This window comes from Phytohabitans houttuyneae (genome assembly GCF_011764425.1).
Taxonomy (GTDB): domain Bacteria; phylum Actinomycetota; class Actinomycetes; order Mycobacteriales; family Micromonosporaceae; genus Phytohabitans; species Phytohabitans houttuyneae.
The window spans coordinates 1,143,624-1,168,083 of record NZ_BLPF01000003.1 but is presented as its reverse complement, the minus strand read 5'-3'; the positions used below and the strand labels follow the sequence as shown (position 1 = coordinate 1,168,083).

At 73.3% G+C, this 24,460-nt stretch carries 24 protein-coding genes, 3 tRNA genes and 3 pseudogenes; 12 read left to right on the top strand and 18 right to left on the bottom strand.

Annotated features, from left to right (window positions below):
- Positions 1-28 precede the first annotated feature (28 nt).
- The 6 genes from Phou_RS40235 to Phou_RS40210 all read right to left on the bottom strand — a co-directional run bounded on the left by Phou_RS40235 (position 29) and on the right by Phou_RS40210 (position 3,914).
- Positions 29-721 carry a cupin domain-containing protein gene (locus tag Phou_RS40235; RefSeq protein ID WP_173067678.1) on the bottom strand — a complete coding sequence of 231 codons (693 nt, stop codon included), beginning with the start codon at positions 719-721 and terminating at the stop codon, positions 29-31.
- The gene (locus Phou_RS40230) at positions 718-1,611 is read right to left on the bottom strand and encodes a DUF6807 domain-containing protein (RefSeq protein WP_173067675.1); all 894 of its coding nucleotides are present in this window, start codon (positions 1,609-1,611) and stop codon (positions 718-720) included. Before Phou_RS40230 ends, Phou_RS40235 begins: the two co-directional genes overlap by 4 nt.
- The gene (locus Phou_RS40225; RefSeq protein WP_173067672.1) at positions 1,602-2,678 is read right to left on the bottom strand and encodes a Gfo/Idh/MocA family protein; all 1,077 of its coding nucleotides are present in this window, start codon (positions 2,676-2,678) and stop codon (positions 1,602-1,604) included. Before Phou_RS40225 ends, Phou_RS40230 begins: the two co-directional genes overlap by 10 nt.
- A gap of 73 nt (positions 2,679-2,751) precedes the next feature.
- The gene (locus Phou_RS40220; protein ID WP_173067669.1) at positions 2,752-3,213 is read right to left on the bottom strand and encodes an SRPBCC family protein; all 462 of its coding nucleotides are present in this window, start codon (positions 3,211-3,213) and stop codon (positions 2,752-2,754) included.
- Positions 3,210-3,548, bottom strand: coding sequence for an ArsR/SmtB family transcription factor (locus tag Phou_RS40215; RefSeq protein ID WP_173067666.1), 339 nt, complete (start codon positions 3,546-3,548; stop codon positions 3,210-3,212). Before Phou_RS40215 ends, Phou_RS40220 begins: the two co-directional genes overlap by 4 nt.
- A 12-nt stretch (positions 3,549-3,560) precedes the next feature.
- The gene (locus Phou_RS40210) at positions 3,561-3,914 is read right to left on the bottom strand and encodes a glyoxalase superfamily protein (protein WP_173067663.1); all 354 of its coding nucleotides are present in this window, start codon (positions 3,912-3,914) and stop codon (positions 3,561-3,563) included.
- Between the two features lie 84 nt (positions 3,915-3,998).
- On the opposite strand from Phou_RS40210, the pseudogene Phou_RS40205 reads away from it, so the two are divergent.
- Positions 3,999-4,672: pseudogene (locus Phou_RS40205) on the top strand (dienelactone hydrolase family protein).
- A 21-nt stretch (positions 4,673-4,693) separates the two neighbouring features.
- Here Phou_RS40205 and Phou_RS40200 read toward each other — a convergent pair.
- The 7 genes from Phou_RS40200 to Phou_RS40175 all read right to left on the bottom strand — a co-directional run bounded on the left by Phou_RS40200 (position 4,694) and on the right by Phou_RS40175 (position 8,096).
- Positions 4,694-5,269 carry a hypothetical protein gene (locus Phou_RS40200; RefSeq protein ID WP_173067660.1) on the bottom strand — a complete coding sequence of 192 codons (576 nt, stop codon included), beginning with the start codon at positions 5,267-5,269 and terminating at the stop codon, positions 4,694-4,696.
- A 140-nt stretch (positions 5,270-5,409) separates the two neighbouring features.
- Entirely contained in the window at positions 5,410-6,243 is an 834-nt protein-coding gene (locus Phou_RS40195; protein WP_173067658.1) for an alpha/beta fold hydrolase, read from the bottom strand.
- Positions 6,244-6,527: 284 nt separating this feature from the next.
- Positions 6,528-6,610: transfer RNA gene (locus Phou_RS40190), tRNA-Ser, on the bottom strand.
- A gap of 12 nt (positions 6,611-6,622) precedes the next feature.
- A tRNA-Gln gene (locus Phou_RS40185) sits at positions 6,623-6,694 on the bottom strand.
- A 116-nt stretch (positions 6,695-6,810) separates the two neighbouring features.
- Positions 6,811-6,884, bottom strand: a tRNA-Gly gene (locus Phou_RS40180).
- A gap of 95 nt (positions 6,885-6,979) precedes the next feature.
- Positions 6,980-7,111, bottom strand: coding sequence for a hypothetical protein (locus Phou_RS54775; RefSeq protein WP_281365153.1), 132 nt, complete (start codon positions 7,109-7,111; stop codon positions 6,980-6,982).
- Positions 7,112-7,193: 82 nt separating this feature from the next.
- Positions 7,194-8,096 (bottom strand): cyclase family protein, encoded by a 903-nt coding sequence (locus Phou_RS40175; protein WP_173067655.1) that lies wholly within the window; start codon positions 8,094-8,096, stop codon positions 7,194-7,196.
- 149 nt (positions 8,097-8,245) lie between these two features.
- Between Phou_RS40175 and Phou_RS40170 the strand changes: the two are divergent.
- Positions 8,246-9,115: pseudogene (locus tag Phou_RS40170) on the top strand (magnesium and cobalt transport protein CorA); the annotation flags it as partial.
- Between the two features lie 202 nt (positions 9,116-9,317).
- Here the strand turns inward: Phou_RS40170 and Phou_RS40165 are convergent.
- Both Phou_RS40165 and Phou_RS40160 read right to left on the bottom strand, forming a co-directional pair.
- Positions 9,318-10,229, bottom strand: coding sequence for an LLM class flavin-dependent oxidoreductase (locus Phou_RS40165; protein ID WP_173067653.1), 912 nt, complete (start codon positions 10,227-10,229; stop codon positions 9,318-9,320).
- Positions 10,230-10,309: 80 nt separating this feature from the next.
- Positions 10,310-13,105 carry an immune inhibitor A domain-containing protein gene (locus tag Phou_RS40160; RefSeq protein WP_246274274.1) on the bottom strand — a complete coding sequence of 932 codons (2,796 nt, stop codon included), beginning with the start codon at positions 13,103-13,105 and terminating at the stop codon, positions 10,310-10,312.
- A 527-nt stretch (positions 13,106-13,632) separates the two neighbouring features.
- On the opposite strand from Phou_RS40160, the gene Phou_RS40155 reads away from it, so the two are divergent.
- From Phou_RS40155 to Phou_RS40125, 7 genes and pseudogenes are all read left to right on the top strand, one after another.
- Positions 13,633-14,670 (top strand): polysaccharide deacetylase family protein, encoded by a 1,038-nt coding sequence (locus Phou_RS40155; protein WP_173067647.1) that lies wholly within the window; start codon positions 13,633-13,635, stop codon positions 14,668-14,670.
- 90 nt (positions 14,671-14,760) lie between these two features.
- Positions 14,761-15,510, top strand: coding sequence for an alpha/beta fold hydrolase (locus Phou_RS40150; RefSeq protein ID WP_173067644.1), 750 nt, complete (start codon positions 14,761-14,763; stop codon positions 15,508-15,510).
- Between the two features lie 78 nt (positions 15,511-15,588).
- Positions 15,589-15,807 (top strand): annotated as a pseudogene (locus tag Phou_RS40145) (hypothetical protein); the annotation flags it as partial.
- Between the two features lie 29 nt (positions 15,808-15,836).
- Positions 15,837-16,379, top strand: coding sequence for a carboxypeptidase-like regulatory domain-containing protein (locus tag Phou_RS40140; RefSeq protein WP_173067637.1), 543 nt, complete (start codon positions 15,837-15,839; stop codon positions 16,377-16,379).
- Between the two features lie 39 nt (positions 16,380-16,418).
- Positions 16,419-17,375: an ABC transporter ATP-binding protein gene (locus Phou_RS40135; protein WP_173067634.1), complete on the top strand. Its 957-nt coding sequence runs from the start codon at positions 16,419-16,421 to the stop codon at positions 17,373-17,375.
- Positions 17,375-18,136: an ABC transporter permease gene (locus Phou_RS40130; RefSeq protein ID WP_173067631.1), complete on the top strand. Its 762-nt coding sequence runs from the start codon at positions 17,375-17,377 to the stop codon at positions 18,134-18,136. Before Phou_RS40135 ends, Phou_RS40130 begins: the two co-directional genes overlap by 1 nt.
- Positions 18,137-18,146: 10 nt before the next feature.
- Entirely contained in the window at positions 18,147-18,893 is a 747-nt protein-coding gene (locus tag Phou_RS40125; RefSeq protein WP_173067628.1) for an ABC transporter permease, read from the top strand.
- Here Phou_RS40125 and Phou_RS40120 read toward each other — a convergent pair.
- The 3 genes from Phou_RS40120 to Phou_RS40110 are packed head-to-tail and all read right to left on the bottom strand — an operon-like array spanning position 18,886 to position 21,241.
- Entirely contained in the window at positions 18,886-19,437 is a 552-nt protein-coding gene (locus Phou_RS40120) for a GNAT family N-acetyltransferase (RefSeq protein ID WP_173067625.1), read from the bottom strand. The two genes, Phou_RS40125 and Phou_RS40120, sit on opposite strands and share 8 nt — an antisense overlap.
- Positions 19,438-19,472: 35 nt before the next feature.
- A complete protein-coding gene (locus Phou_RS40115; protein WP_173067622.1) occupies positions 19,473-20,579 on the bottom strand; it encodes a sensor histidine kinase in 1,107 nt (368 codons plus the stop codon).
- A complete protein-coding gene (locus tag Phou_RS40110; RefSeq protein ID WP_173067619.1) occupies positions 20,579-21,241 on the bottom strand; it encodes a response regulator transcription factor in 663 nt (220 codons plus the stop codon). The genes Phou_RS40115 and Phou_RS40110 overlap by 1 nt, the downstream gene beginning before the upstream one ends.
- An 88-nt stretch (positions 21,242-21,329) precedes the next feature.
- On the opposite strand from Phou_RS40110, the gene Phou_RS40105 reads away from it, so the two are divergent.
- From Phou_RS40105 to Phou_RS40095, 3 genes are read left to right on the top strand one after another with little or no spacing between them, the layout of a single operon-like run.
- The gene (locus Phou_RS40105) at positions 21,330-22,250 is read left to right on the top strand and encodes an ABC transporter ATP-binding protein (RefSeq protein ID WP_173067615.1); all 921 of its coding nucleotides are present in this window, start codon (positions 21,330-21,332) and stop codon (positions 22,248-22,250) included.
- Positions 22,247-23,719 carry a DUF1349 domain-containing protein gene (locus Phou_RS40100; RefSeq protein WP_173067613.1) on the top strand — a complete coding sequence of 491 codons (1,473 nt, stop codon included), beginning with the start codon at positions 22,247-22,249 and terminating at the stop codon, positions 23,717-23,719. Before Phou_RS40105 ends, Phou_RS40100 begins: the two co-directional genes overlap by 4 nt.
- A complete protein-coding gene (locus Phou_RS40095) occupies positions 23,719-24,447 on the top strand; it encodes an ABC transporter permease subunit (protein ID WP_173069026.1) in 729 nt (242 codons plus the stop codon). The genes Phou_RS40100 and Phou_RS40095 overlap by 1 nt, the downstream gene beginning before the upstream one ends.
- Positions 24,448-24,460: the final 13 nt, after the last annotated feature.

Sequence of the window (24,460 nt, the reverse complement as noted above, 5' to 3'; positions counted from 1 at the left end):
CACGAAGGCCGCTCAGGCGCGACAGACGCTAGTGGGTCGTCAGGCGGCCGCACATGCCCCAGCGTTCGCCGCTGGGCGCCTCGCGCACCGCGGCGTCGCGCAGGTGGGCGGCGTCGCCGCGCTCCAGGGCGTCGAGCACCTCGGCGGTGCGCCGGGTCTCCCGGGCGACCGTTTCGTCGAAGATCCGCCGCCAGCCGGCGACGGCCGGGCGGACCAGGGCGGCCGCCTGCGCGTAGAACGCCTCGAGGGGTGCGCTGTCGCCGGCGCGCAGGGCGTCGGCGAGGCGGCGGAAGCCCTCGACGGCCAGGTCGCGGCGGCGCCCGACCGCGGCCTCGACGTCGCCGCCGGGCGGGAGGGTGGCGGCGGCCCGGTACGCCTCCGGGTCGGCGAGCACGTCCGGCGGGAACGTCATCACCGCGTCGCCCGCCTCGGGCAGGCCGGCGTTGGACATGACGACCACGACGTGCAGGCCGCCGCGGTTGACCGCCCGGTGGATGGCGCCCGGAGTGAACCACACGGTCGTGCCGGCGCGCAGCGGCGTCTCGGCGAAACCGGCGCCGGACAGGGTCTGCAGCGCGCCCTCGCCGGCGGTCACCACGTACGCCTCGGTGGAGGCGGTGTGCACGTGCGGCGTGCCGCCCTCCAGGCCGTCCGCGCACCGTCCGGTGTAGACGGTGAGCCGGCTGACCGAGGTGCCGCCGGGAAACACCGGGGCGCTCACGACAGCACCGAACGGCCGAGCGCGGCCAGCTTGCGGGTGCCGTCGTCGCCGCGGTCACCGGCGGCGACCACGACCGCGTACCGGAAGGCGATGCCCTCGCCGGGTGCCACCGCGAGCTCCTCGTGGAAGAACGGGGCCGGGCAGAGGCAGGCGAAGTGGGCGCTGCGCGCGAACCACGGCGTCGGGTGCCTCGGGTTCGCCGGGTCGTCGACCATCACGATCGTGGTGCCGCGCCCGGCGCCGCTGCGGTAGGCGAGCCACTCCGCGCGGACGCCGCGCAGGTCGTCGCCGCCGGCGCGCTCGGGCGACTGCACGGTGCCGCCGGTGAACGAGCGGGGCCCGCGCCAGAACAGGCCGCCGTAGCCGGCGTTCGGCCGGCCCTTGGTGGTGGGCGAGCCGAAGTCCAGTGTGGAGCCCGACGTGTTTGTCATGGCCGTGCTGAAGGCCAGGACCCAGGTGCGGCCGTCGAGCACGGTCACGGTGAGGCCGCGCCGCTCGTCGCAGACCGGCCGCCCGGCCTCGGAGCTCCACTCCAGCCGGTGCGCCACCTCGGCCCGGTCGCCGCCGGCCGCGAGCGTGGTCAGCTCGCGGTGCACCGCGCTGCCGTTGTTGGCCAGCTGCGTGTAGCGGCCGTCCACATAGGTCGGCCCGCCCCAGAAGTTGTGCTCCCCCACGTGCGGCAGCGACCACGCGATGCCCTTGTGCCACACGTGGTCGTCGGGGCGGAAGGCCGTCACGACATCGCCGGCGAGAGTGCGCACCGGGTGCAGGTACGGCTTCGGCGACTCCACCGTGGGGGTGTCCGGCCCGTACACGTACGTGAGGAGGTCGACGTTGCCGGCGGTGACGGTGACCGACCGCCCGGTGACGTGGTGCGCCCTCAACGCCATGGCGCGCCCGTCCCGTCCATCCGCTCCACGAACGCGGCCGGCACCGCGCCGCTTTGCACCCGCTCGCCGGTGAACGCGGAGGCGTAGACGGCGGCGATGAACTCGACCGTCGGGCGGGCGTCGGCGAGCGTCACCGGCGGCGGCAGGCCCGCGTCGAGCGCCTCGTACACGGAGGCGAGCTGTCCACTGTGGCCACTGCCGCCGGGCGCGGGGTCGGCCGCCCAGCGCGCCGCGACCGCGTCGTGGCCGGGCGCGGGCGTGACCCGCCAGTCGGCGTCGGTGTAGCTGTAGAGATGCTCCAGCTCGACCGTCGCGTGCTCGTAGTCGAACCGCAGCGCGGTCACCTGCCGCGGCGACAGCACCGAGTTGACGACGGTGGCGACCGCTCCGCTGTCGAAGGTGACCAGCGCCATCGACACGTCCTCGGTGTCGACCTGCCGCGCCTGGCGGGCGGCGACAGCGGTGACCTCCCGCCACGGGCCGAGCACCGACAGCAGCAGGTCGAACTGGTGGATGCCGTGCCCCATCGTCGGCCCGCCGCCCTCGGAATCCCAGGAGCCGCGCCACGGGACGGCGAAGTAGTCGCCGTCGCGGTACCACTGGGTCAGGCACGTGGCGACGAGCGGGCGGCCGAGCTCGCCCGCCGCGGCCATCCGCCGCAGCCGTGCCGCGCCCGGGCCGAACCGCTGCTGGAAGATGGTGGCCACGAAGGCCGCCGAGCCGCGCTCGGCCTCGGCGAGCCGGTCGAGCTCGGCGAGCGAGACGACCGGCGGCTTTTCCACGAGGGCGGTGACACCGGCGGCCAGGCACCGCGACGCGAGGTGCGCGTGCGGGCCCGGCGGCGTGCAGATGTGCACCAGGTCCAGCTCCTCGGCCAGCAGCACCTCGTCGAGGCTCGTGAAGACCAGCGGCACGTCCCACTCCCCGGCGAACGCGCGCGCCCGCTCGGCGTCCACGTCGACGGCGGCCACGAGGCGGCCCCGGCCCGACTCCCTGACGGCCCGCGCGTGGGCGCCGGCTATGCCACCGGTGCCGACGATCGCCGAACGGTAGATGCGCTGCGCCATTCATCTGACCCTATGCGGGCGATCGTGAGCCGGCCAAGCGAAAGCTCAGGTTCCGGGAAGGGTGTCGGCTACGTCATACACCGGCGGGCCCGCTCCGGCCGTCGAGCACCGCGGCGAGCCGGCGGCGGACGCGGCCCTGCCACCCTCCGCCCAGGATCTGGCGGGCGAGCTGCTCGGTGGGGTCGTCGGGGTCGAAGCCGCTGTGCTCCAGCAGCACGCGGGTGCCGGTGCCCTCGGCGGCGAGGGTCCACGAGACCTCCGTGCGGTTGCCGTCCGGGTGGGCGGCGTCGACCCAGCTGATGCGCAGGCGGGACGGCGGGGTGATCTCGAGGACCTCGCACGCGATGCGGCCGGAGAAGCCTGTCGCGCCGACCGGGCGGGCCTGGAGGGTGAAGCGGTGGCCGGGCTCGGCGCGGAAGTCGTTGGGCATCAGCCACTGCGCCATCAGCTCGGGCGTGGTCAGCGCCCGCCACACCTTGGCGGGCGGGTGCGGGTAGAAGTGGTCGACGCGGATCGCCTTCAGGTCCTCGGTCATTCCGGACCCATCCGGTCGACGACCTCGCCGAGCGCGGTGAGGCGGTCGCGCCAGAAGCGCTCGTACGGGCTCAGCCAGCCGGCCAGGTCGGCGAGGGGCGCGGCGGTGACCCGGTAGATCCGCTGCCGGCCCACCGCCCGCTCCTCCACCAGCCCCGCCTCGCGCAGGGCCCGCAGGTGCTCCGACACGCTCGGCCGGCTCATCTCGAAGAGGCGGGCCAGGTCGCCCGCGCTCCGGTCGCCGGCGCGCAGCGCGTCGAGGATGTCCCGGCGCGTGGGGTTGGCCAGCGCGGCGAAGAGCTGGTCGAGCGGGGTTTCCTTGACGCGTCGGGGCACCGGGTCAGCATCTCACCCGTGCAGGACGAACCCGTTTCCGTCCGGGTCGGCGAACGTCGCCTGGCGCCCCCACGGCGTGTCGGTGGGACCCTCGACGGCGATGCCGGCCGCGCGCAGGCGGGCCACGTCGGCGTCCACGTCCGAGCTGCCCAGCACGGTCCCCTGGGCCAGGCCGGCGGTCGCGCCGGGGAACGGCTTGTGCAGCACCAGTGACGTGCCGGCGTCCGGGCCCACCTCCAGCCACCGGTTGTCGTGGAAGGTCTGGTCGGCCTTCACGCCGAAGCCGAGCACGTCCACGTAGAAGTCCCGGGCCTTTTCCTGGTCGGAGACGAAAACGGTCATCGTCCGCACGCTGTCGATCGTCATGCCGCCGACGATACGTAGGAAGTTTCCTACATGTCAACCGCGACGAGCCGGTATAGCGGCGGCGGCGCCGGGTACCCGTACCCCATGAAGCTGGATGCCGCCGGCACCGTCCTGGAGGCCGACCTGGCCGTCCCGGCGCAGGCCCGGGGGTGGTGCTCTTCGCGCACGGCAGCGGCAGCTCGCGGCTGAGCCCGCGCAACCGCATGGTCGCCGGCCGCCTGGCGAGCGCGGGTTTCGGCACGGTACTGACCGACCTGCTCACGCCGGACGAGGCGGAAGCGGACGCGGAGCTGCGGTTCGACATCGCGCTGCTCGCGCGCCGGCTGACCGCGGTCCTCGACCTCCTGCCCGAGCACGCGGTCCTCGACCGCCTCCCGGTCGGGCTCTTCGGCGCCAGCACGGGCGCGGCCGCGGCGCTGCTGGCGACCGCCGAGCGGCCCCGGCAGGTACGCGCGGTCGTCTCCCGCGGCGGGCGCCCCGACCTGGCCGGCGACCGCCTGGCCGGGGTGGTCGCGCCCACGCTGCTGATCGTCGGCGAGCGGGACCCGGAGGTCATCGCGCTCAACCGCGCGGCCACCGCGGGCCTCGGCGGCGAGTGGGCGCTGCGGGTCGTGGCGGGCGCCGGCCACCTCTTCGAGGAGCCGGGCGCGCTGGACGAGGTCGCGAGCGCGGCCACCGCCTGGTTCAGCGTCCACCTCGCCGCGCGCACCGGCGACGACCCGGACGGCATGCTGATGGAGGGCGGCGGCCACGCGTAGCCGCGGGAACGGGGCGGCCGCTCAGCTCTGCGCCGAGAGGAAGCCCACCGCCGTCGCGGTCCACCATCCGGCCTGCGAGACCAGCGAGGCGAGGCCGCCGGCCGCGAGCAGTGTCCACGGTGGACGCGACTCGGTGTACGCGCCGAGCCGGTGCTGCAGCCGCCCCACGTAAAGGCCGTTGAGGGCGACGGCCAGCACTGCGACGAGCTTCACCCGGGTCTGCCCGGCGCCGATGTTCGGGCCGAGCAGCGCGCCGCTGGCGACCAGGCCGGCGAGGCCCAGCCAGACGAGCAGGTGCGCGTTGTGCGTCGTGCGCAGCAGCGTCGGCAGGTCGAGGCGGCGCAGCATCCACTGTAGACCGAGCCAGTCCATGGCGAGCACGGCGCCGAAGCCCACCACGAGCGCGGCGAGGTGACAGAAGAGCGCGAGGCGGTGCACCTCCGGACCCACGTCGATGTGCGGCGAGGTCCAGACGACCGCGACCCACACGGCGGTGATGGCGGCGGCCGCGCGCAGGACGAGGCGGCGCGGCCGGCCGGCGTGGCGCGGACTGTAGTAGGGCTGACCCGCCGTCGGGGCGGGTGTGGTTGTGGACATGCGCGCCTCCGGCGGCGACCACGCCACTCCACGCTACGGAGCGGCACCTGGAATGAACGGATGCCCAGATGTCGCCCGTTCCCGCTCCGCGCAGCGTATCCATATCGACGTAGGTAAATCAAGCCTGGTTGAGCGGTTGACTACTCGCTCAGGAAGCCGAGCAGCGCCGGGTTCACCTCCTCCGGGTGGGTCCACCCGATGTTGTGCGGCCCGCCCTCGACGGTCACCAGGCGCAGGTCCTTGACCAGGCCCGGCAGCCGCTGCGCGGTGCTCGCGTAGGGCAGGATGCGGTCCTCGGTGCCGTGCACCACCAGTACCGGCACGTCGATCTTCGGCAGGTCGCCGCGGAAGTCGGTCAGCCAGGCGTCGACGCAGGCGTACGAGGCGAACGGCGAGCCGTCCGCGGCCACGTTGAAGCTTGCCTGCCAGGCCTGCGGGCTGATCCGCTCCGGCGCCAGCTTGTCGGTGTTGTAGAAGTTGTCGAAGAAGTCCTTGAAGTACGCGTACCGGTCGGCGAGCACCGCCGCCTTGATGTCGTCGAAGACCTTCTGGTCGACGCCCTCGGGGTTGTCGCCGGTCTTGAGCAGAAACGGTGGGATCGCGCCCAGCAGCGCCGCCTTGCGCACCCGGGCCGAGCCGAAGTTGCCCAGGTAGCGGGTCACCTCACCGGTGCCCATCGAGAAGCCGACCAGCACCGCGTCGGTGAGGTCGAGGTGCTCCATCAGGATTTTGAGGTCGCTGGCGAACGTGTCGTAGTCGTACCCGAGCGTCGGGCGGCTCGACTGGCCCCACCCGCGCCGGTCGTACGCGATCACGCGGTAGCCGGCCTCCAGCAGCTCGCGGTGCTGGCGCTCCCACGAGCGCCCGTTGAGCGGGTACCCGTGGATGAGCACCACCGGCTGCCCCTGGCCGTGGTCCTCGTAGTAGATCTCGATGTCGGCGCCGTTCTCAGCGCCGACCTTCACTCGTGCCATGACGGTCCTGCCTTTCCTCGTGACGGCCTCCGCCCATCCTGCGTGCGGTCCCGTCCCGATTTCTGGCGTTTCACCGCCTTTCGATATCGCGTGCGGCCTCACCCGACCGGCCGCGATACTGCCGCCTCAGCAGTTGCCGCGCGGCACCGAGCGCGGCGGCGTGAAGCGCGGGAAGAGCGCGGTCAGTTGCCCAGTGCGCATCAAGAGACCGGCCGCGAGGTCCGGAGGGCGGCCCGTGTCCCGCCGGACGGGCGCCGGGCCCTCCGGGGCCGCGGCGGGACGAGCGGAGAGTGCCGGAGTCGAACCGGCAACGGGGGTGTCCCGCACGGGTTAGCAACCCGCTTGCCTTGCCAATGGCGAACCCTCCAGAGATGGTGAGCTGGGAGCGGAGGATTCGAACCCCCACGCGTTGGTTCAGAGCCAACGATGCTGCCGGTTACATCAGCTCCCAGGGCCGCCGCTACGCGCAGCGGCGGGGCGGCGGAAGGCAGCCGCGCCGGAGGGTGCCGACACTGAGCCGGTGTACGTACATCGCGTGCCTCCTCTCGCCGTCGTGGACGCCTTGTTTGGAGCGGCCACCGAGGGTCGAACTCGGATCGTCGCCTCGGCAAGGCGATGCTCTCCCGTTGAGCTATGACCGCGCGCGAATATGCGAATGGACAATGGCAAAGCCGGTGTAAAAGAAACGCCGCCCGATCCCGATCCGGGTGGGCGGCGTCAGCGCGGTGTGCCTGCGCTAACCTCGCCGCCTCGGACCCTGGCTGTGCCGCTGGCTGGCGGTGACGAAGACGAGCCGCCCGACCGTGGGCGCGCCCGCGAAACCGCACAGCGCCTGGCGCTGCGGTTTGGCGATGGCTTGCCACAACATGTCGGGACTCCTTTTTCGGTGTTGTTGACAATTACGGTAAGCCCGCCGCGGGTACCCGCGCAAGGCTTTAAATGTGACTGTCCTATTCGGTCACCGTCGCGTACGCGCGCACCGGAAAGGTGCCGAAGTCCCGCACCCTCGGCGGCGCCGCGTGCAGCCGCGCGCCGGACGGCGGCAGCTGGTCCAGGCCGGTGAGGTGCTCCAGCACGGGGATGCCGGCGGCGAGCAGGATGGAGTGCGCGGGCCGCGCGTCGCTCGCCGTGCTGTCGATGTTGACGCTGTCGATGCCGACCAGGCGGGCGCCCGCGGCCACGAGCGCGTGCGCGCCGTCCTCGGTGAGGTACGGAGAGTCCGGCCCGCCGTACGCCTCGGTGCCCCAGTGCCGGTCCCACCCGGTGTGCAGCAGGACGGCGGCGCCGGCCACGTCGTAGGGCGCGAGGGCCGGCGCGCTCACCCCCGGCTCGGCGCTGCCGGCCAGCCGGACGAGCACCACGGGCAGGTCGGCGACGGCGTCGAGCGGTACGGCGGCGAGGTCGGCGCCGTCCGCGTACCGGTGGAAGGGGCTGTCGAGGTAGGTGCCGGTGTTGCCCACCATGCTGATGCGGTCGATGGCGAACTCGGTGCCGGGCGCGTAGCGCCCGCGCGAGTCGGCCCGGGTCAGGTGCGGCGTGATCTCGGGCCCGGGCAGCCCGGGGTACGTGGTCATGCCCTCGGTGATCACGTGGCTGAGCTCGACGAGCCGCCGCTTTCCGGCGGACGCGGGCGCGGCGGTCCGGGTCCCCTTGTGCGCCTCGGCGAAGACCCGCACCCCGGCGAGCCGCACCTCGCCCACCATCAGCAGGCCCAGCTCGCGGACGAACAGGTCGGCGAGCGCGTCCTCGGCCACCTCCGGGCCCGGCACGTCCAGCCGGAAGCCCTGCACCTGCAGGCCGCCGCCGTTGAGGAAGGTCACGTCGGCGTCGAAGGCCGCCCGGTACTCGGTCATGCGCCGATCGTCCCGCACCGGGCTGTTCAGCGGTAGCGCATGCTCCTACATCCCGCGTTCAGATCCGCTGAAGGCTAGACGGCGGACATCGTCCGCCCCGGGCGCGGGTATAACGGCAGGCGACGGCGGGGCTACGGGCGGAGGCGGACATGGCGGACAACTGGCGCACGCGGGTACGGCCGCGGCTGTTGCGGCGTTCCCACGGGCGCCCGGCCGACGGCGCGCCACCCGAGCTGTCGATGGACCCCCGCGCCGCCGCCGACGAGCCGCGGGTGCCGGCCGTCGAGGAGAGCGTGGTCACCTCGGCCATCTACGCGCAGGGGCGGCGGGTGGAGACGCCGCCGACGCTGGCGCAGATCTCCGAGCGGCTGGAGCGGGTGCCCGGCGCGATGGCCTGGATCGGCCTGTACCGGCCGTCGGAGGCGCAGCTGCTGACCGTGGGCGAGGAGTTCGGGCTGCACGCGCTCGCGGTCGAGGACGCGATCGTCGCGCACCAGCGGCCGAAGCTGGAGCGGTACGGCGAGACGCTCTTCGTGGTGCTGCGGGCGGCGCGCTACCTCGACGACGTGGAGGAGGTCGACTTCGCCGAGCTGCACCTGTTCGTGGGGCACAACTTCGTGCTCACCGTGCGGCACGGCGCGGCGCCCGACCTGCCGGCGGTGCGGCGGCGGCTGGAGGGCGACCCGGAGCTGCTGGCGCGCGGCCCCGAGGCGGTGCTGTACGCGGTCCTGGACGCCGTCGTCGACGGATACGCGCCGGTGATCGCCGGGCTGCAGAACGACATCGACGAGATCGAGACCCAGGTCTTCGGCGGCGACCCGAAGGTGTCCCGCCGCATCTACGAGCTGTCCCGCGAGGTGCTCGAGTTCCAGCGGGCCACCCGGCCGCTGCTGGAGATCCTGGCCGGGCTGACCGCCGGGTTCGACAAGTACGGCACCGACCAGGAGCTGCGCCGCTACCTGGCCGACGTGGCCGACCACGCCACGACGGCGGCCGAGCGGGTGGACGGCTTCCGGCAGGTCCTCGCCGACATCCTCACGCTCAACGCCACGCTCGTCTCGCAGGCCCAGAACGAGGAGATCCGGCAGCCAGGCCGGGGATCTCGGCGAGCGCCGGCGAGCCGCCGGCCGGAGCGGTGCCCGCGGGAGCATGCGGTCAGCGGCTGGCGCGGACCGGGGCAATCGGCCTCGAAGGATCCGCGACGGCCGTGCGGCGCCGGGCTCAGCAGGAGTACGGCGGACCCGGTGGCGGCGGGGTCGGCGCGGGGTGCAGGGCGGGCAGGATCTGGCGGGCGATCAGCTCGAAGTGCCGGCGCCCGGCCGTGTCCGGCAGGCGCAGGTAGACGCGGGCGGTGCCGATGCTCTGGTATTCGTGGAGGGCGGCCACGATCTGGTGCGGCGTGCCGGCGAGCGTCTCGTCTTCGTCCGATATGGACGGTGGGTGGCGGGCGCACAGGTCCGGGTCACTGTGGACGGTCACGGCCGCGGAGTGGCGCAGCGGCGGCCGGCCGCGGTGCAGGCGGCCGCCGTGGCTGCTGGCGTCGTCGGCGTCCCAGTACTGGCGGGCCGTGTGGCGCAGGCCGCGGAACGGGACGTTGACCTCGTCGGCCCAGCGCGCCGCGAGGTAGCTGGTGGTGCGGCGGCCGCTGCCGGAGACGATCAGCGGCGGGCCGGGCTGCTGCACCGCGGTGATCGCCGGGCTGTCCAGCACCGTGTGGTAGCGGCCGGTGAAGGTGAACCGCTCGCCGGGCTGCGTCCACCACAGCCCGGTCAGCACGGCGAGCGTCTCGTCGAGGCGGCTGAAGCCCTCCGGCAGTGGCGGCAGCCGGTTGGGCTCCGGCGAGTTGCGGGTGGCGGCGAGTGCGAGCTCGAAGCGCCCGGCGCTGCGCCGGTCCAGGTCGGCCGCGGCGGCCGCGATGCGCTCGGGGCTGGTGAGCGCCGACGGCGGGAGCAGGACGCCCAGGCGCAGCCGCCGGGTGCGCCGCGCCACCGCCTGCATCGAGGACCATCTGTCGTTTGTGGACGACGCCACGAGCATGCCGTCGAACCCGTGCCGCTCGACCGCCTCGGCCAGGTGGACCAGCTGCCGGGCGGTCGTGGCCGGCCGGCCGGCCACGTACAACCAGACCTGCATTGCGCAACTCTAGGGCCGCCGGGGCAAACGGTGGGGCCGCCGCCAGCGATGCTGGCGGCGGCCCCTTGGGTCTTACCTCGTTACGGCGCCGCGGGCGGCGGGGTCACCTGGACGGTGACCCACTGGTTCTTGTAGCCGGGGTAGAGCAGCCGGAACCCGACGCCGAAGTTGACGCCGGCGTCGCCGGGGTTGCCGGTACCGGTCAGGACGCCGCCACCCAGGTCGATGCCGTACTGGCTCTTCACGGGCTTGCCGTTCTTGTCGACGATCCGCACCGTGTACGGCGCGTTGCCCTCGGAGGGCAGCACGACCGACGCGTCGGAGTCGCGGAAGAACAGCGGGCTCTCAGGGTCGAGGTCCGGACGGTACTCGATACCGGGGTACCAGCCCTTGGCGTCGGTGAAGTTGGTGACGCCGGACTGGGACTTGAACTTGGTGCAGTACGAGCTGAAGGGCTCGCTCGGCGCCTCGTAGCACTCGGTGAACGGGTACGTCTTGCCGAAGCCGAACGCCGCGTTCGACGACTGCGGCCGCGAGGGCAGGTTGTTGAGCAGCGACGGGTCCTTGTCCGCCGCCACGCCCTGCCGGCGCAGCGGGTCGAAGTGCGAGTCGACGATCAGCAGGCCGCCCTTGGAGCCGATGCTCGGCGGGTCGAACAGGTTGTTGAGCACGTGGTTGTTGTTGCCGTAGCTGGTGTCGCGGTACCACACCAGCATGCCGGGGGCGTTGTAGGGCACCCGGTCGACCTTCCACGCGCCGTCGCGCAGGTAGTTCGTGTTGTACGCGTACTTCAGGCCCTCGTCGAAGCCGTCGTGGTTGCGCCACTCGGCGAGGTAGTAGTGCGCGAAGGAGAAGTTGCCGGGCGAGATGGCCCAGCCGGCGCCGGTGGTGTTGGTGAACGAGGTCACCGTGGGCGTCCAGCCGTTGTTGCCGCTCTCGACGTCGTCGGACCACGTGGTGGTGCCGTCCGCGGTGACCGAGAAGTCGTCGGTGAACCACCCGACGTCCTCGAACGCCTCGTCGGTGGCGTACCGCAGCCGCAGCTGGACGGTCTGGCCGGCGAACGCGTTCAGGCTGACGTAGTCGTGCCGCCACTCGCCTCCGGTGGAGCCGGTGAGGCCGTACTTCTTGTCGCCGTAGTCGTGCATGCGGCCGTGCGGGTCCGGGTAGCCGTCGTCGGTGGAGACGAGGTTGCCCGCCTCGTCGAAGACCTTCTGCTCGGCCCACGTGGCGCCGCCGTCGGTGGACACCTCGACGAAGCCGAAGTCCCAGTCCTCTTCGATCTGGTAGTGGTTCCACAGCCAGAAGCGCACGTCGGTGCCGGCCGGGACCGCGACCTCGCGGGTCAGCCGCACGTCGGCCCAGGACTGGTCGTTGTTGGTCCACCACTGGCCCTCACCGCTGTGCGGCGTGGAGAGGTTGACCTGCTTGGTGGGCAGGTTGACCCGTACGCCGTCCTCGGTGCCGACCGGAGTGCGCGACGTCTGCCCGATCTTGACGCGGGCCGGGTCGTCGCCCGGGTTGAGGATCAGCGGGTCGGCCCAGCCGAGCACGAACTTGTCCCACAGGCCCATGTGCGTCGGGATGCCCTGGAAGATCGGCCCGGTGTGCGAGCCGGAGGACATCAGGTCCCAGAAGTCGACGTCGGAGTCGCCACCGGACGCGGTGTCGTACAGGTCCGGCAGGCCCAGGTCGTGGCCGTACTCGTGGGCGAAGACGCCGACGCCGGAGTCCTCGGGCTGCACGATGTAGTTGGCGATCATCTTGTCGGTGCCCGGGATGGTGTGACCCGGCACGACGGTGGAGGAGTGCGCCCAGATCGCGTACGGGCCCTGGGCACCGCCGCCACCGGACTTGTCCTCGCCCGCGTGCACCAGCACGAGGTGGTCGACCACGCCGTCCGGCTCGTTGAGGTTGCCGTCGCCGTCCGCGTCGGACACGTCCTCGATGTCGTAGTCGGCCCACGGGAAGCTCGGGTTCTGGGCGGCGAGCACGTTGACCGCGTCGATGCCGAGGGTGGCCGCGCCGCCCGGGTTGTCCGGGTGCCCGTTCATGTCCTGGCTCGGGCCGGCCTCCCACACGCCGTCGGTCTGCGTGCAGGTGTCCGCGCCGTACCACGCCTCGGAGTGCGGCACCGTCACCCAGGGGGTCGCCTCGCCGTCGACGGTGTACGCGCCCTTCGACATCTCCAGGTACATGTTGTGCATCGTGTACCCGCGCAGGTTGATGCCCCGCCGGCCGTCCGGGCCGCGCAGGTCCTTGCGCACCCGCTCGGTGATGCCCTCACGGGTGTAGAGCATGTCGTTGTACAACTCCGGCGAGAAGTCCGGCACCCAGAAACTGTTGTTGTCCGGGTGGGACGCGTCGGCCGGGTTCGGGATGTTGTTGTGCAGCGGCCCGTTCTGCACATTGCCGGGCACGCAGTCACGCTCGTTCTGCGGTGTGGTGGCGTCGTCGAACGTCGCCTGCGGCACCATCACGCCGCTGAAGTCGTCGTTGGCGTTGGGGTTGAACTCGATGAGAATGGTCAGCAGCTTGGCGACCTGGGTCTCGTCGGCCTGCTTGTATCGGATGTGCCGGGGGTTCTTGCCGGTGCGGATGGCCTCGTCCTCGGTCTTGGCGAGGCTCCGCGCCGCGACCGGGTTGCCCTCGAAGAACTTCCGGCCGTACTGCGTGACCGGGTCGGGCTGGCCCTTCTTCACGTCGCGCTTGGCGCCCTCGGCGACCGTCTCCCGGCCGTCCGAGGTGCGCTCCACCTTCGGCTCGACGTAGTTGATGTAGTAGTCCCGGTCAGTCGGGATGTATTTGGCGGGGCGGTCAGCCGCCGCCGGACCGGCCGAGGTGACCGACACCCCGGCTACGGCGAGAACCAGCACAGGTATCGAAACTAATGCCCGTCTTTTCCTGCTTGTCCACATAGTCCCCCGTTGGATGTACCACGTAGCAACGTCCTCCCCTTTCCGCGCGCGTCAATGCACGAGGTCGATCACCCGACGCACCCGGTCGGATACGCGGGCAACGAAAGGACGCTATTCCACGCCCGCTCTATGGACAACCACCGTTGCCGTCGTGGGGACGGTCCACTTCGAGCATCCGGACAGATCGTGCTTGTCCGTCATGCCTCCCCCTTCCGGCCGGCGGGCTCCATACAGGACTGTCGCGGTCCGGCCCAGGCGCCGAAATGTCTTCCGGAAAACTTGCGGGATCGGATGCTGCCAGGTCGCGCCCGTTGGCCGGCGCCGAGGGCGGCTGAGCCCGTATACCCCTGGCAGGCAGGGGCTTGTGCTCCGAAAACTACCGAGTCATACTGCGAAACGTTCCAGTGGATCGCGGTCCATCAATGCCTCCCGCGCCGCTGAACCGCGCCCCGCGCACGTCCCCACCCACCAGGAAGGGCACCGGCATGTTCGGAAGACTCGGCAGTACCCACCCACCGGCCGGCTCCCGCCGGCTGGCGCACACCGCCCGGCTCGCGGCCCTCGCCACCGCCGTCGCCATGGGCGGCGTGGCCATCGCGGTCACCGCTGCACCGTCCAGCGCCGCCGCGTGCAACGGCTACGTCGGGCTCACCTTCGACGACGGGCCCACCGGCAGCACCAGCGCCCTGCTGAACGTGCTGCGCAACAACGGCGTGCGGGCCACGATGTTCAACGTCGGCCAGAACGTGCAGAACAACCGCGCCGCGGCCCAGGCGCAGGTCGCGGCCGGCATGTGGGTCGCCAACCACAGCTGGAACCACGCCCACATGACCACGATGAGCCAGTCCCAGATGCAGTCCGACCTGTCCCAGACGAGCTCGGCGATCCAGTCGGCCACCGGCGTGCGGCCGCAGCTGTTCCGCCCGCCGTACGGCGAGACCAACTCGACGCTGCAGTCGGTGGCCTCCTCGCTCGGCATGCGGCAGGTCCTCTGGGACGTCGACTCGCAGGACTGGAACGGCGCGAGCGTGAGCGCCATCGTGTCCGCCGCCGGCCGGCTGCAGAACGGCCAGGTCATCCTCATGCACGACGGCATCCAGAACACCCAGAACGCCATCCCGCAGATCATGGCGAACCTGACCAGCCGCAACCTCTGCCCCGGCATGATCTCGCCGTCGACCGGCCGCGCCGTGGCGCCCGACGGCGGTGGCGGCGGCAACCCGACCACCCCGCCGCCGGGCGGTGGCGGCTCCTGCACCGCGACGGCCACCACCCCCAACGTGTGGGGCGACCGCTACAACACGTCCGTCACGGTCAGCGGCGCCAGCAGCTGGACGGTCGTCATCGGCATCACCTCGCCGCAGCGGGTCACGACCACCTGGAACGGCAGCTTCAGCTGGGACAGCAGCGGGACGGTGATGACGGTGCGGTCGAACGGCAGCGGCAACACGTTCGGCTTCACCACGATGATGAACGGCAACAGCGGCGCCCGACCGCAGATCAGGTCCTGCACCGCCGGCTGACACCCCGCGCCGGTGCGTGGCGGTCCGCCGCCACGCACCGGAGGGCACCCGCCGTGAGCTGCGGGGTCCGCGGTCGGCGATGCTGGCGGCATGACCGATCTTCGGGTACGCGCCGGCGGCGGCGAACCGCCCACATTCCTGCTGCTGCACGGCCTCGGCGCCACCGGCGACGTGTGGTCCGGCCTCACCGGCGCCATCGGCGGCTCCGCCTGGGTCGCGCCCGACCTGCCGGGGCACGGCGGCTCGGCGCCGCTCGCGGATTACACGTTCGCGGCGGTGGCGGACGCGGTCGCCGGGCTCGTCGACCCGCGCGGCACCGTGGTCGTGGGCCACTCGTTCGGCGGGGTGATCGGGCTGCACCTCGCCGGCCGGCCCGGCGTGCGCGCCGTGGTCGGGCTCGGCATCAAGGTCGCGTGGACAGCCGACGAGCTTTCCCGCGCGGCGGCGCTGGCCGCGCGGGAGGCGCCGGTGTTCGCCACGCGCGAGGAGGCGGTCCGCCGCCACCTGAAGGTCGCCGGCCTCGACGGGCTCACCGACCCGGCCGACCCCGCGCTCGACGCGGCCGTGGTGCGGGTGGACGAGGGGTGGCGGCCGGCGTTCGACCCACGCGCGTTCGGTGTCGGCGAGCCAGGTGTGGCCGCACTGCTGGCCGCCGCGCCGGTACCGGTTGTCCTGGCCCGCGGCGAGCACGACCGGATGGTGGACGCGGCCCAGCTCGCGGCCCTCGTTCCGAACCCGGTCACCCTCCCCGGGCTGGGCCACAACGCCCACGTCGAGTCCCCAGCCGCCCTCCTCCCCCTGCTCCACGGCCGCGCTGCGGGCCGTGCTGCTGGCTGTTGATCAGGGAGTTGGTGGGCGTGTCGGCCGGCGTGTCCACCCATGAGGTCCCTGATCAACGGGGAGGGGCGGGTGGATTGCGGGGATCGGGGTATGCGTACCGCGAGGGGTGGTGCGATGACGGAGAACAGTGAGCGGCGGCCGCGCGAGGAGCAGCCGCGGACCGGGTCCGACCAGCCGTGGGAGCCGGAGGACCTGGTGGTCGCCGAGGGGCGGGACCCCACGCCGGAGAACATCGCGCGGGCGCGGCGGCGGCTGGCCGAAGAAGGGCCGGCGGCGATCGAGAAGACGGTGCCGTAACCGAGGCGCGCGGCGGTGGGAAACGCAGGGTGCGACCTCTCGTCACATTGATAGACCAGTGGCTCGGCGGCGCCGAGTCGGAGGCGGCGACCCGGCCGGTACAGGTCGTGGCCGGGCAGAGCGTGACGCTCGACGAGCGCCAGCTGCCCACCGGGATGGTGCGCGGCCGGCTCACCGACCGGGCCGGGCAGCCGCCGGTCGCCAGCGGCGTGGTCATCGAGGACGCGGCGCGCGGCCGGCAGTTCCCGGCCACCACGGCGGCCGACGGCACCTGGTTCAAGATGGTGTGGCCCGGCACGTACACCGTCCGGTACGAGTCCGGCGGCCAGGTGCAGTGGGCGACCGGCCGCAGCAGCGCGGCGACCGCCGACCCGGTGCGCGTCGCCGCCGGCGGCACCACGCAGCTCGACGAGGTGCTGCTGCCGACCGGCTCGCTCACCGTCCGCGCGGCCGGCGGCCGCGGCGCTTGGCGGAGCCGTCCCGGGCGGCGCCTGGACGCTGCGACGGCAGGCGGCACCGGACGCAGAACCCGTCTTGTACAAAGCAGTCGTGAAATTTCGTCTCGCTGTTAAAGAATTGCGGATAGCTGCGCGATTTCCTACGCTGCCCGCGTGAGTGACGATCTCCTGGTCGAGGCGCGCGGCCTCGTCAAGCGTTACCCGGCGCGGGACCGGCACGGCTCGCCGTTCGTCGCGGTCGACGGGATCGACTTCCAGCTGCGCCGGGGCGAGTCGTTCGGGTTCCTCGGGCCCAACGGGGCCGGCAAGTCCTCCACGATGCGGATGATCGCCTGCGTCTCCCCCGCCACCGGCGGCACGCTCCGCGTGCTCGGCATGGACCCGGCCGCCGACGGGCGACGGATCCGGGCGCGGCTGGGCGTGGTGCCGCAGGACGACGCGCTCGACCGCGAGCTGTCCGTCCGGGAAAACCTGCTCATCTACGGGCGGTACTTCGGGCTGCCCAAGGCCGTCATCGCGGAGCGCAGCGCGCGGCTGCTGGAGTTCGCGCAACTGGAGGAGCGCGGCGCCGAGCGGGTCGACGCGCTCTCCGGCGGCATGCGGCGGCGGCTCACGATCGCCCGCTCGCTCATCAACGAGCCGGAGATCCTGCTCCTCGACGAGCCGACGACCGGCCTCGACCCGCAGGCCCGGCACGTGCTCTGGGACCGGCTCTTCCGGCTCAAGCAGCAGGGCGTGAGCCTGGTGCTCACCACCCACTACATGGACGAGGCCGAGCAGCTCTGCGACCGGCTCGTCGTGATGGACAAGGGGAGGATCGTCGCGCAGGGGTCGCCGGCCGAGCTGATCGCCACGCACTCCACGCGCGAGGTCCTCGAGCTCCGCTTCCCGGTCGGCGAGCAGGCCACCGCCGTGGACAAGCTGCGCGCCGCCCGGCACGCGGACCGGATGGAGGAGCTGCCCGACCGCCTGCTCTGGTACACCGCCGAGGGCGACGCGGCCCTGGCGGCGGTACACGAGCTGGGTCTTAGACCCGCGACGGCGCTGGTGCGGCGGGCGAGCCTGGAGGACGTCTTCCTCGCGCTCACCGGCCGGACCCTGGTGGACTGATGGCGATCAGGGCCTTCCGGTACTGGCTGCTGCGCTACCGCCGCACCTGGCGCGGCACCGTCGTGATCAGCGTGGCCAACCCGCTGCTCTTCCTCGTCGCGATCGGCTCGGGGCTGGGGCAGATCGTCGCGCCGGACACGCGGGCGCTCGGCGGGGTGAGCTACCTGGCGTTCTTCGCGCCGGGCATCCTGGCCGCCGCCGCCATGCAGAACGGCCTTGTCGAGTCGGCCTTCCCGGTCAGCTGGGGACGCCGGCCCGGCGGCAGCTATCCGGTCGCGGTCGCCACCCCGCTGGAGCCGTCCGACCTGCTGCACGGGCACGCGCTCTTCATGGCGGTACGGGTGACGATGAGCGCCGCCGCGTTCCTGGCCGTCATGGTGGCGCTGGGCGCCGCGCGGTCCGCGATGGTGCTCCTCGCGCTGCCGGCCGCGGCGCTGACCGCGATGGCGTTCGCGCTGCCGGCCGCGGCGTGGGCGGTCACGCTGTCCGATGTGGAGCCGGTGGGGCGGGTCTACAAGTGGGTGGTCATGCCGCTGTACCTGTTCTCCGGCACGTTCTTCGCGGTCGCCCAGCTGCCCGAGGCGCTGCGCCCGGTCGTGTACGTCACGCCGCTGTGGCACGGCGTCGACCTGTGCCGCTCGCTGAGCCTCGGCACAGCCACGTGGGCCGGGTCGCTGGGTCACGTGGCGTACCTGACCGCGATGGGCGCCGCCGGCTACCTGCTGGCCCGCCGCAACTACCGCCGTCACCTGCACGCCTGAGGAGGCACACGTGCATCTGATCGTCGTGCGCCACCTGTGGGTGCTGCGCCGCGGCCGCCCGTGGGGGCTGCTGGTGGACGGCATCTTCGAGCCGTTCCTCTACCTGCTGTCGATCGGCATCGGCGTCGGCCAGCTCGTCGTGGCGGGGCCGGAGACGAGCCGGTACGCCGCGTTCGTCGCGCCCGCGCTCCTGGCCACCGCGGCGATGAACAGCGCCGTCAACGAGACCACCGGCTCGTTCTGGTTCCGGGTGCGGTTCGAGAAGGTGTACGACGCGATCGTCACCACGCCCATGCGGGTCGGCGACATCGCGGCCGGCGAGATCGCCGCCTCGGTGCTCCGAAGTGGACTGTCCTCGACCTGCTTCCTTGCCGTCATCACCGCGCTCGGCATGGTCCGCTCGTGGTGGGCGCTGCTCGCGGTGCCGGCGGCGGTGCTCGTGGCGTTCGCGTTCTCGGCGGCCGGGCTGGCGGTGGCCACGCTGATGCGCGACTTCCACCACCACCAGTACCTGCAGCTGTGCATGCTGCCGATGTTCCTGTTCGCGACCACGTTCTTCCCTCTGTCGCTGTACCCGCGGCCGCTGCAGCCGGTGGTCGCCGCGCTGCCGCTCTACCAGAGCATCGAGCTGATCCGCGGCCTCACCACGGGCGCGCTCGGCGCCGGCACGCTCGCCGCGGTGGCGTACCTGGCCGCGATGGGCGGCGCCGGCTGGTGGGTCGCGCACCGCCGCCTCGGCCGGATGCTGCTCACCTGACTTGGGCCCGCCACTCCTCGGCCAGCAGCGACCAGACCTGGATGTCGTGGTGGACGCCGCGGTACGGGTACGCGCCGCGCATCGTCCCCTCGTTGGTCATGCCGAGCCGCCGGGCGGCCGCGACGCTGCGGGCGTTGTCGGGCACGCAGCGCCACTCCACGCGGTGGATGCCGCGCTCCTCGACGGCCCACTCGATCATCCGGCGGGCGGCGATCGTGACGAGCCCGCGGCCGCTGGCCTCGGGCGACAGCCAGACGCCGATCTCGGCCGTGCTCAGCCGGGTGTCGAAGATCCGGAAGAGCGTGCCGCCGACCAGCTCGCCGTCGAGCCAGATGCCGTAGATCCGGCCGCCGTCGCGGGCCACCTCCTCGGCGTACCGCTGCAGCCACGCGCGGGTGCCGTCGACGTCGACGAGGGACTGCGCCCAGGGCAGCCAGCGGGCCAGGTGCTCGCGGTGGCGGGCGATGTACGCGGCGAACTCCTCCGCCAGCCACGGCTCCAGCGCCCGCATCTCGGCGCCGTCGGTCAGGGGCCAGGTGAGCATGGGTCAACCTCCGAGGGGCACGTACACAACAGTTGTTATGTACCTGCGGGGAAGGCTACCTCGACGTCGAGCCCGCCCTCGGGTCGGGCCGTGACCCGGAGCGCGGCGCCGTGCGCGACGGCGATCGCCCGCACGATCGCAAGCCCCAACCCGTGGCCGTCACGGCCGGCGGCCGTGCTGGCCGCGCTCGCCCCCGCCGGTCGCCCCGGGGTCAGGCGGTCGCGGCCCAGGCGCTGAAACGGCTGGAACAGCCGCTCGACCTCGCCGGGCGGCACGACCGGCCCGGTGTTCCACACCCGGACCAGGCCGCCGGAGCCGGTCCCGCCCGTGCTCACCTCGACCCGGCCGCCCGGCGCGTTGTAGCGAACGGCGTTGTCGACGAGGTTTGCCACGAGGCTCTCCACAAGGCTCGGGTCGCCGGCGGCCGGTGCGGGCGCGAAGGCGGTGTCGATCCGGACGCCGCGCCGGTCCGCCTCCGCGCGGCGGGCGGCCACCGCGTGACCGGCCACCGCCGCCAGGTCGAACCGCTCCCGCCGCTCCACCCCCTGCTCCCCGCTGGCAAGCGTGAGCAGCGCGTTGATCAGCCGCTCCTGCGCGGCGCCGAGCGCGATGACCTCCTGGCAGGCGGCGCGCAGCGTCTCGGCGGTCGCGTCCGGGTCGGCGAGCGCGACCTGCAGCAGCGTCCGCTCGGCGGTCAGCGGGGTGCGCAGCTCGTGCGCGGCGTTGGCCACGAACCGCCGCTGCGACTCGAACGCCGCCTCCAGCCGCGCGAACAGGTCGTCGAGCGTCGCAGCCAGCTCCGCGAACTCGCGGCCGCGCCCGGCGTCGCCGAGGCGGCGGTGCAGGTTGGTGGCCGAGATGTCCCGCGCGGTCGCGACGATGCCGCGCAGCGGCCGCAGGAACCGGCCGGCGACGAGCCAGCCGAGCACGACCGCGAGGACCACCATCACGGCGAGCAGCAGCACGAACAGCGCGACGTCCGGCCCCTCCTCCACGCTCGGCTCCTCCGCCGGCCCGACACCGACCGGCGAGCTCGAACCGGTCTGCGAGAAGGAGAGGCTGAGCAGCAGGACGCCGGAGATGAGGAACGGCACCGTGTACAGCAGCATCAGCTGCGTGCGCAGCGAGCGGCGGCGGGCCATCAGGCGGCGCCGATCCGGTACCCGGCCTCGCGCACGGTGTGCACGACCGGCGGGTCGCCGAGCTTGCCGCGCAGCCGCCGCACGGTGGTCTTCACCGCGGTCGTGAACGGGTCGGCCGCCTCGTCCCAGACCCGCTCCAGCAGCTCCTCCGCGGAGACCACCCGGCCGCCGGCCGCCATCAGGCACTCCAGCACCGCGAACTCCTTCGGGCTCAGGTCGAGCCGCCGGCCGCCGCGCGCGGCCACCCGCGTGTTCGAGTCGAGGGTCAGGTCACCGCACGAAAGGACGGGCGGCAGCACCGTGGTCGGCCGCCGGGCGAGGGCCCGGATGCGGGCCACCAGCTCGGCGAAGTCGAACGGCTTGGGCAGGTAGTCGTCGGCGCCGAGGCCCAACCCCTCGACGCGGTGCTTGACCGTACCGGCGGCGGTGAGCATCAGCACCCGGCTCGCCGGGTGGGAGGCGACGATCCGCCGGCACACCTCGTCACCGTGCGTACCGGGGATGTCGCGGTCGAGCACCACCACGTCGTACCGCGTGACGGCCAAGTGCTCCAGCGCGTCGTCGCCGTCCAGCACCACGTCGACGGCCATGCCCTCGCGGCGCAGCCCGGTGCCGATCGTCCGGGCCAGGATCTCGAAGTCTTCCACCACGAGCACGCGCATGTGCCCCACGATGCCAGGCCGAAAGTGTCAACGGAGTGTCGTTGCGCGGCACCGTGCTGACACCGGCCGGCGCGTACAACTCCTGGCCATGACTACTGACGCGACCATCGAGGTGCGGGGGCTGCGCAAGCGGTACGGGCCGCACCTCGCCCTGGACGGCATGACGTTCACGGTGCGGCCGGGACAGGTGACCGGCTTCGTCGGCCCCAACGGCGCCGGCAAGTCCACGACCATGCGGGTGATCCTCGGCCTGGACCGGGCGGAGGCGGGCACCGCGCTGGTCGGCGGCCGGCCGTACCGGAGCCTGCGCCACCCCATGCGGGTGGTGGGCTCGCTGCTGGACGCGAGCGCGCTCCAGCCCAGCCGCACCGCCCGCAACCACCTGCTGTGGCTGGCCCACTCGCAGGGCCTGACCGCCGCCCGGGTGGACGAGGTGCTCGACGTGGTCGGCCTCGGCGGGGTGGCCCGGCGGCGGGCGGGCGGGTTCTCGCTCGGCATGCGGCAGCGGCTCGGCATCGCCGCCGCGCTGCTGGGCGACCCGGCCGCCGTGCTGCTGGACGAGCCGTTCAACGGGATGGACCCGGAGGGCATCATCTGGACCCGCGGCTTCCTGCGGTCGCTGGCCGCCGAAGGCCGGGCCGTCCTGGTGTCCAGCCACCTGATGGGTGAGCTGCAGGGCACCGCCGACCACGTGGTGATCGTCGGGCGGGGACGGGTGATCGCCGACGCCACCGTCGCCGAGCTGCTGACCGCGACGGCCGGCGGGCGGGTGACGGTGCGTTCGACGTCGGGCGCGGCCGCCGCGGTGCTCGCCGAGGCCGGCGCGGCCGTGACCGCGACCGGCCCGGACACGCTGACGGTGTCCGGGCTCGGCGCCGAGGAGGTGATCGGGCTGCTCGGCGCGCGCCGGGTCCCGTTCTCCGAGGTGTCCGCGCACCGGGCCACCCTTGAGGACGCGTACCTGGAGCTGACCCGGGACGCGGTCGAGTACCGGGCGGCGGCGTCATGACGGGGTTCCTGACGGCGGTGCGCGCGGAGTGGACGAAGTTCCGGACCGTGCGCGGCTGGGTGGTCGCGACCGCGGTCGCGGCGGTGGCGATGGTCGGGCTCGGGCTGGCGCCGGGCATGAGCGGCTCGTGCGGGCAGCGCGGCCCGGGCTCGGAGTGCGCCCTGCCGGTGGGACCGGGCGGCGAGGAGGTGACGGACTCGTTCACGTTCGTGCACCGGCCGCTGACCGGTGACGGCAGCGTGACGGCCCGGGTGGCGTCGATGACCGGGAGCGTGCCGGACGCGGGCGAGGTGACGGTGCCGTGGGCCAAGGCCGGCCTCATCGTCAAGGACGGCACGCGACGCGGCTCCAGCTACGCGGCGGTGCTGCTCACCGGCGCCCACGGGGTACGCATGCAGCACGACTTCGTCCACGACCGCGCCGGCTCGGCCGCCACCGGCACCCGCTGGCTGCGGCTGACCCGGGCCGGCGACACGGTCACCGGTGCCGAGTCCGCCGACGGTACGCGGTGGACCGACGTCGGCTCGGTGCGCCTCGACGACCTGCCGTCCACTGTGGAGATCGGCCTGTTCGCCACGTCGCCGCAGTACGCGGAGATCATGAGCCAGTCGATCGGCGCGATGAGCGCGTCCAGCACGCCGAGCCGGGTCACCGCCGTGTTCGACGGCGTGACGCCGGCGGACGGGTGGACCGACACGGTCGTCGGCGCGGTGGGCCGCCCCGGCGAGGAGCCGCTGAGCGGGTACGAGCGGGACGGCGGCACCTTCACGCTCACCGGCAGCGGCGACATCGCCCCCGCGGTGGCGGGCGCGGCCGGCCTCGGCACGACGATCACGCAGACGCTCGTCGGCACGTTCGCCGCGCTGATCGTGATGGTCGTGGTGGGCACGATGGTGGCCACCGGGGAGTACCGGCGCGGCCTCATCCGCACCACCCTGGCCGCCACGCCCGGCCGCGGCCTGGTGCTGGCCGCGAAGGCGGTGGTTGTCGCGTCCGTGACGTTCCTGACCGGCGTGGCCGCCGCGGCCGTAGTGGTCACGCTGGGCAAGCGGCTCCTGCGCGGCAACGGCGTCTACGTGCACGCGGTCAGCACCGCCACCGAGCTGCGCGTGATCATCGGCACCGGCGCGCTGCTCGCGGTCGCCGCCGTGCTCGCCCTCGCCCTCGGCACGCTGCTGCGCCGCGGCGCGACCGCGGTCACCGCCGCCGTGGCGACGATCGTGCTGCCGTACCTGCTGGTGATGGCGGCCCTCCCGACCGACGCCGGCCGGTGGGTGCTGCGGGTGACGCCGGCGGCGGCGTTCGCGCTGCAGCAGAGCGCGAAGCAGTACGACCAGGTGGCCAACCTCTACATCCCCACCGACGGCTACTTCCCGCTGCCGCCGTGGGCCGGCTTCGGGGTGCTGGCCGGGTACGCGGCCGTCGCTCTCGCCGGCGCCGCCCTGCTGCTGCGGCGGAGGGACGCGTGATGCCCGTGGCCCTGCGCGCCGAGTGGACGAAGCTGTGGACGCTGCCCGGCACGGCCTGGCTGCTGCTCGGCGCCGCGGTGGGTACGGCCGGGCTGGGCGCGCTCGCGGCGGCCGCCTGCTCGCCGGGCGAGTGTGGCGCCGACCCGACCCGCACCAGCCTGACCGGCATCCACATCGGACAGTCGGTGCTCGCGGTCCTGGCGGTCCTGGTGATCGGCGGCGAGTACGCCACGGGCATGATGCGCGTGACGCTCGCCGCCCTCCCCCGCCGCCCGGCCGTCCTCGCGGCAAAGGCGGCCGTGCTGGCGGCGGTCGTGCTGCCGGCCGCCGCGGTGGCGGTACCCGTGGCGGTGCTGTCCGCCGACGGGCCGTCACCGGCCGGCGGCGGCGCGGTGCTGCGGGCGGCCGCCGGATCGGTCCTGTACCTGCTGCTCGTCGCGCTGCTGGCCCTCGGCGTGACGGCGGTGGTGCGCCAGCCGGCGGCGGCCATCGGCGCCGTGCTCGGCCTGCTCTACCTCTTTCCGATCGTCGCGATGTCCATGTCGGACGAGGACTGGCAGCGCCGCCTGCAGAAGCTGGGACCGATGAGCGCCGGCCAGTCGATACAGGCCACGACCGGCCTGGACGAGCTGCCGATCGGGCCGTGGGCGGGCCTGGGCGTGCTCGCGCTGTGGGCCGCCGGCGCGCTGCTGGTGGGAGCGCTGGTGCTCCAGGCCCGGGACGCCTGACCAGCCGACCGGT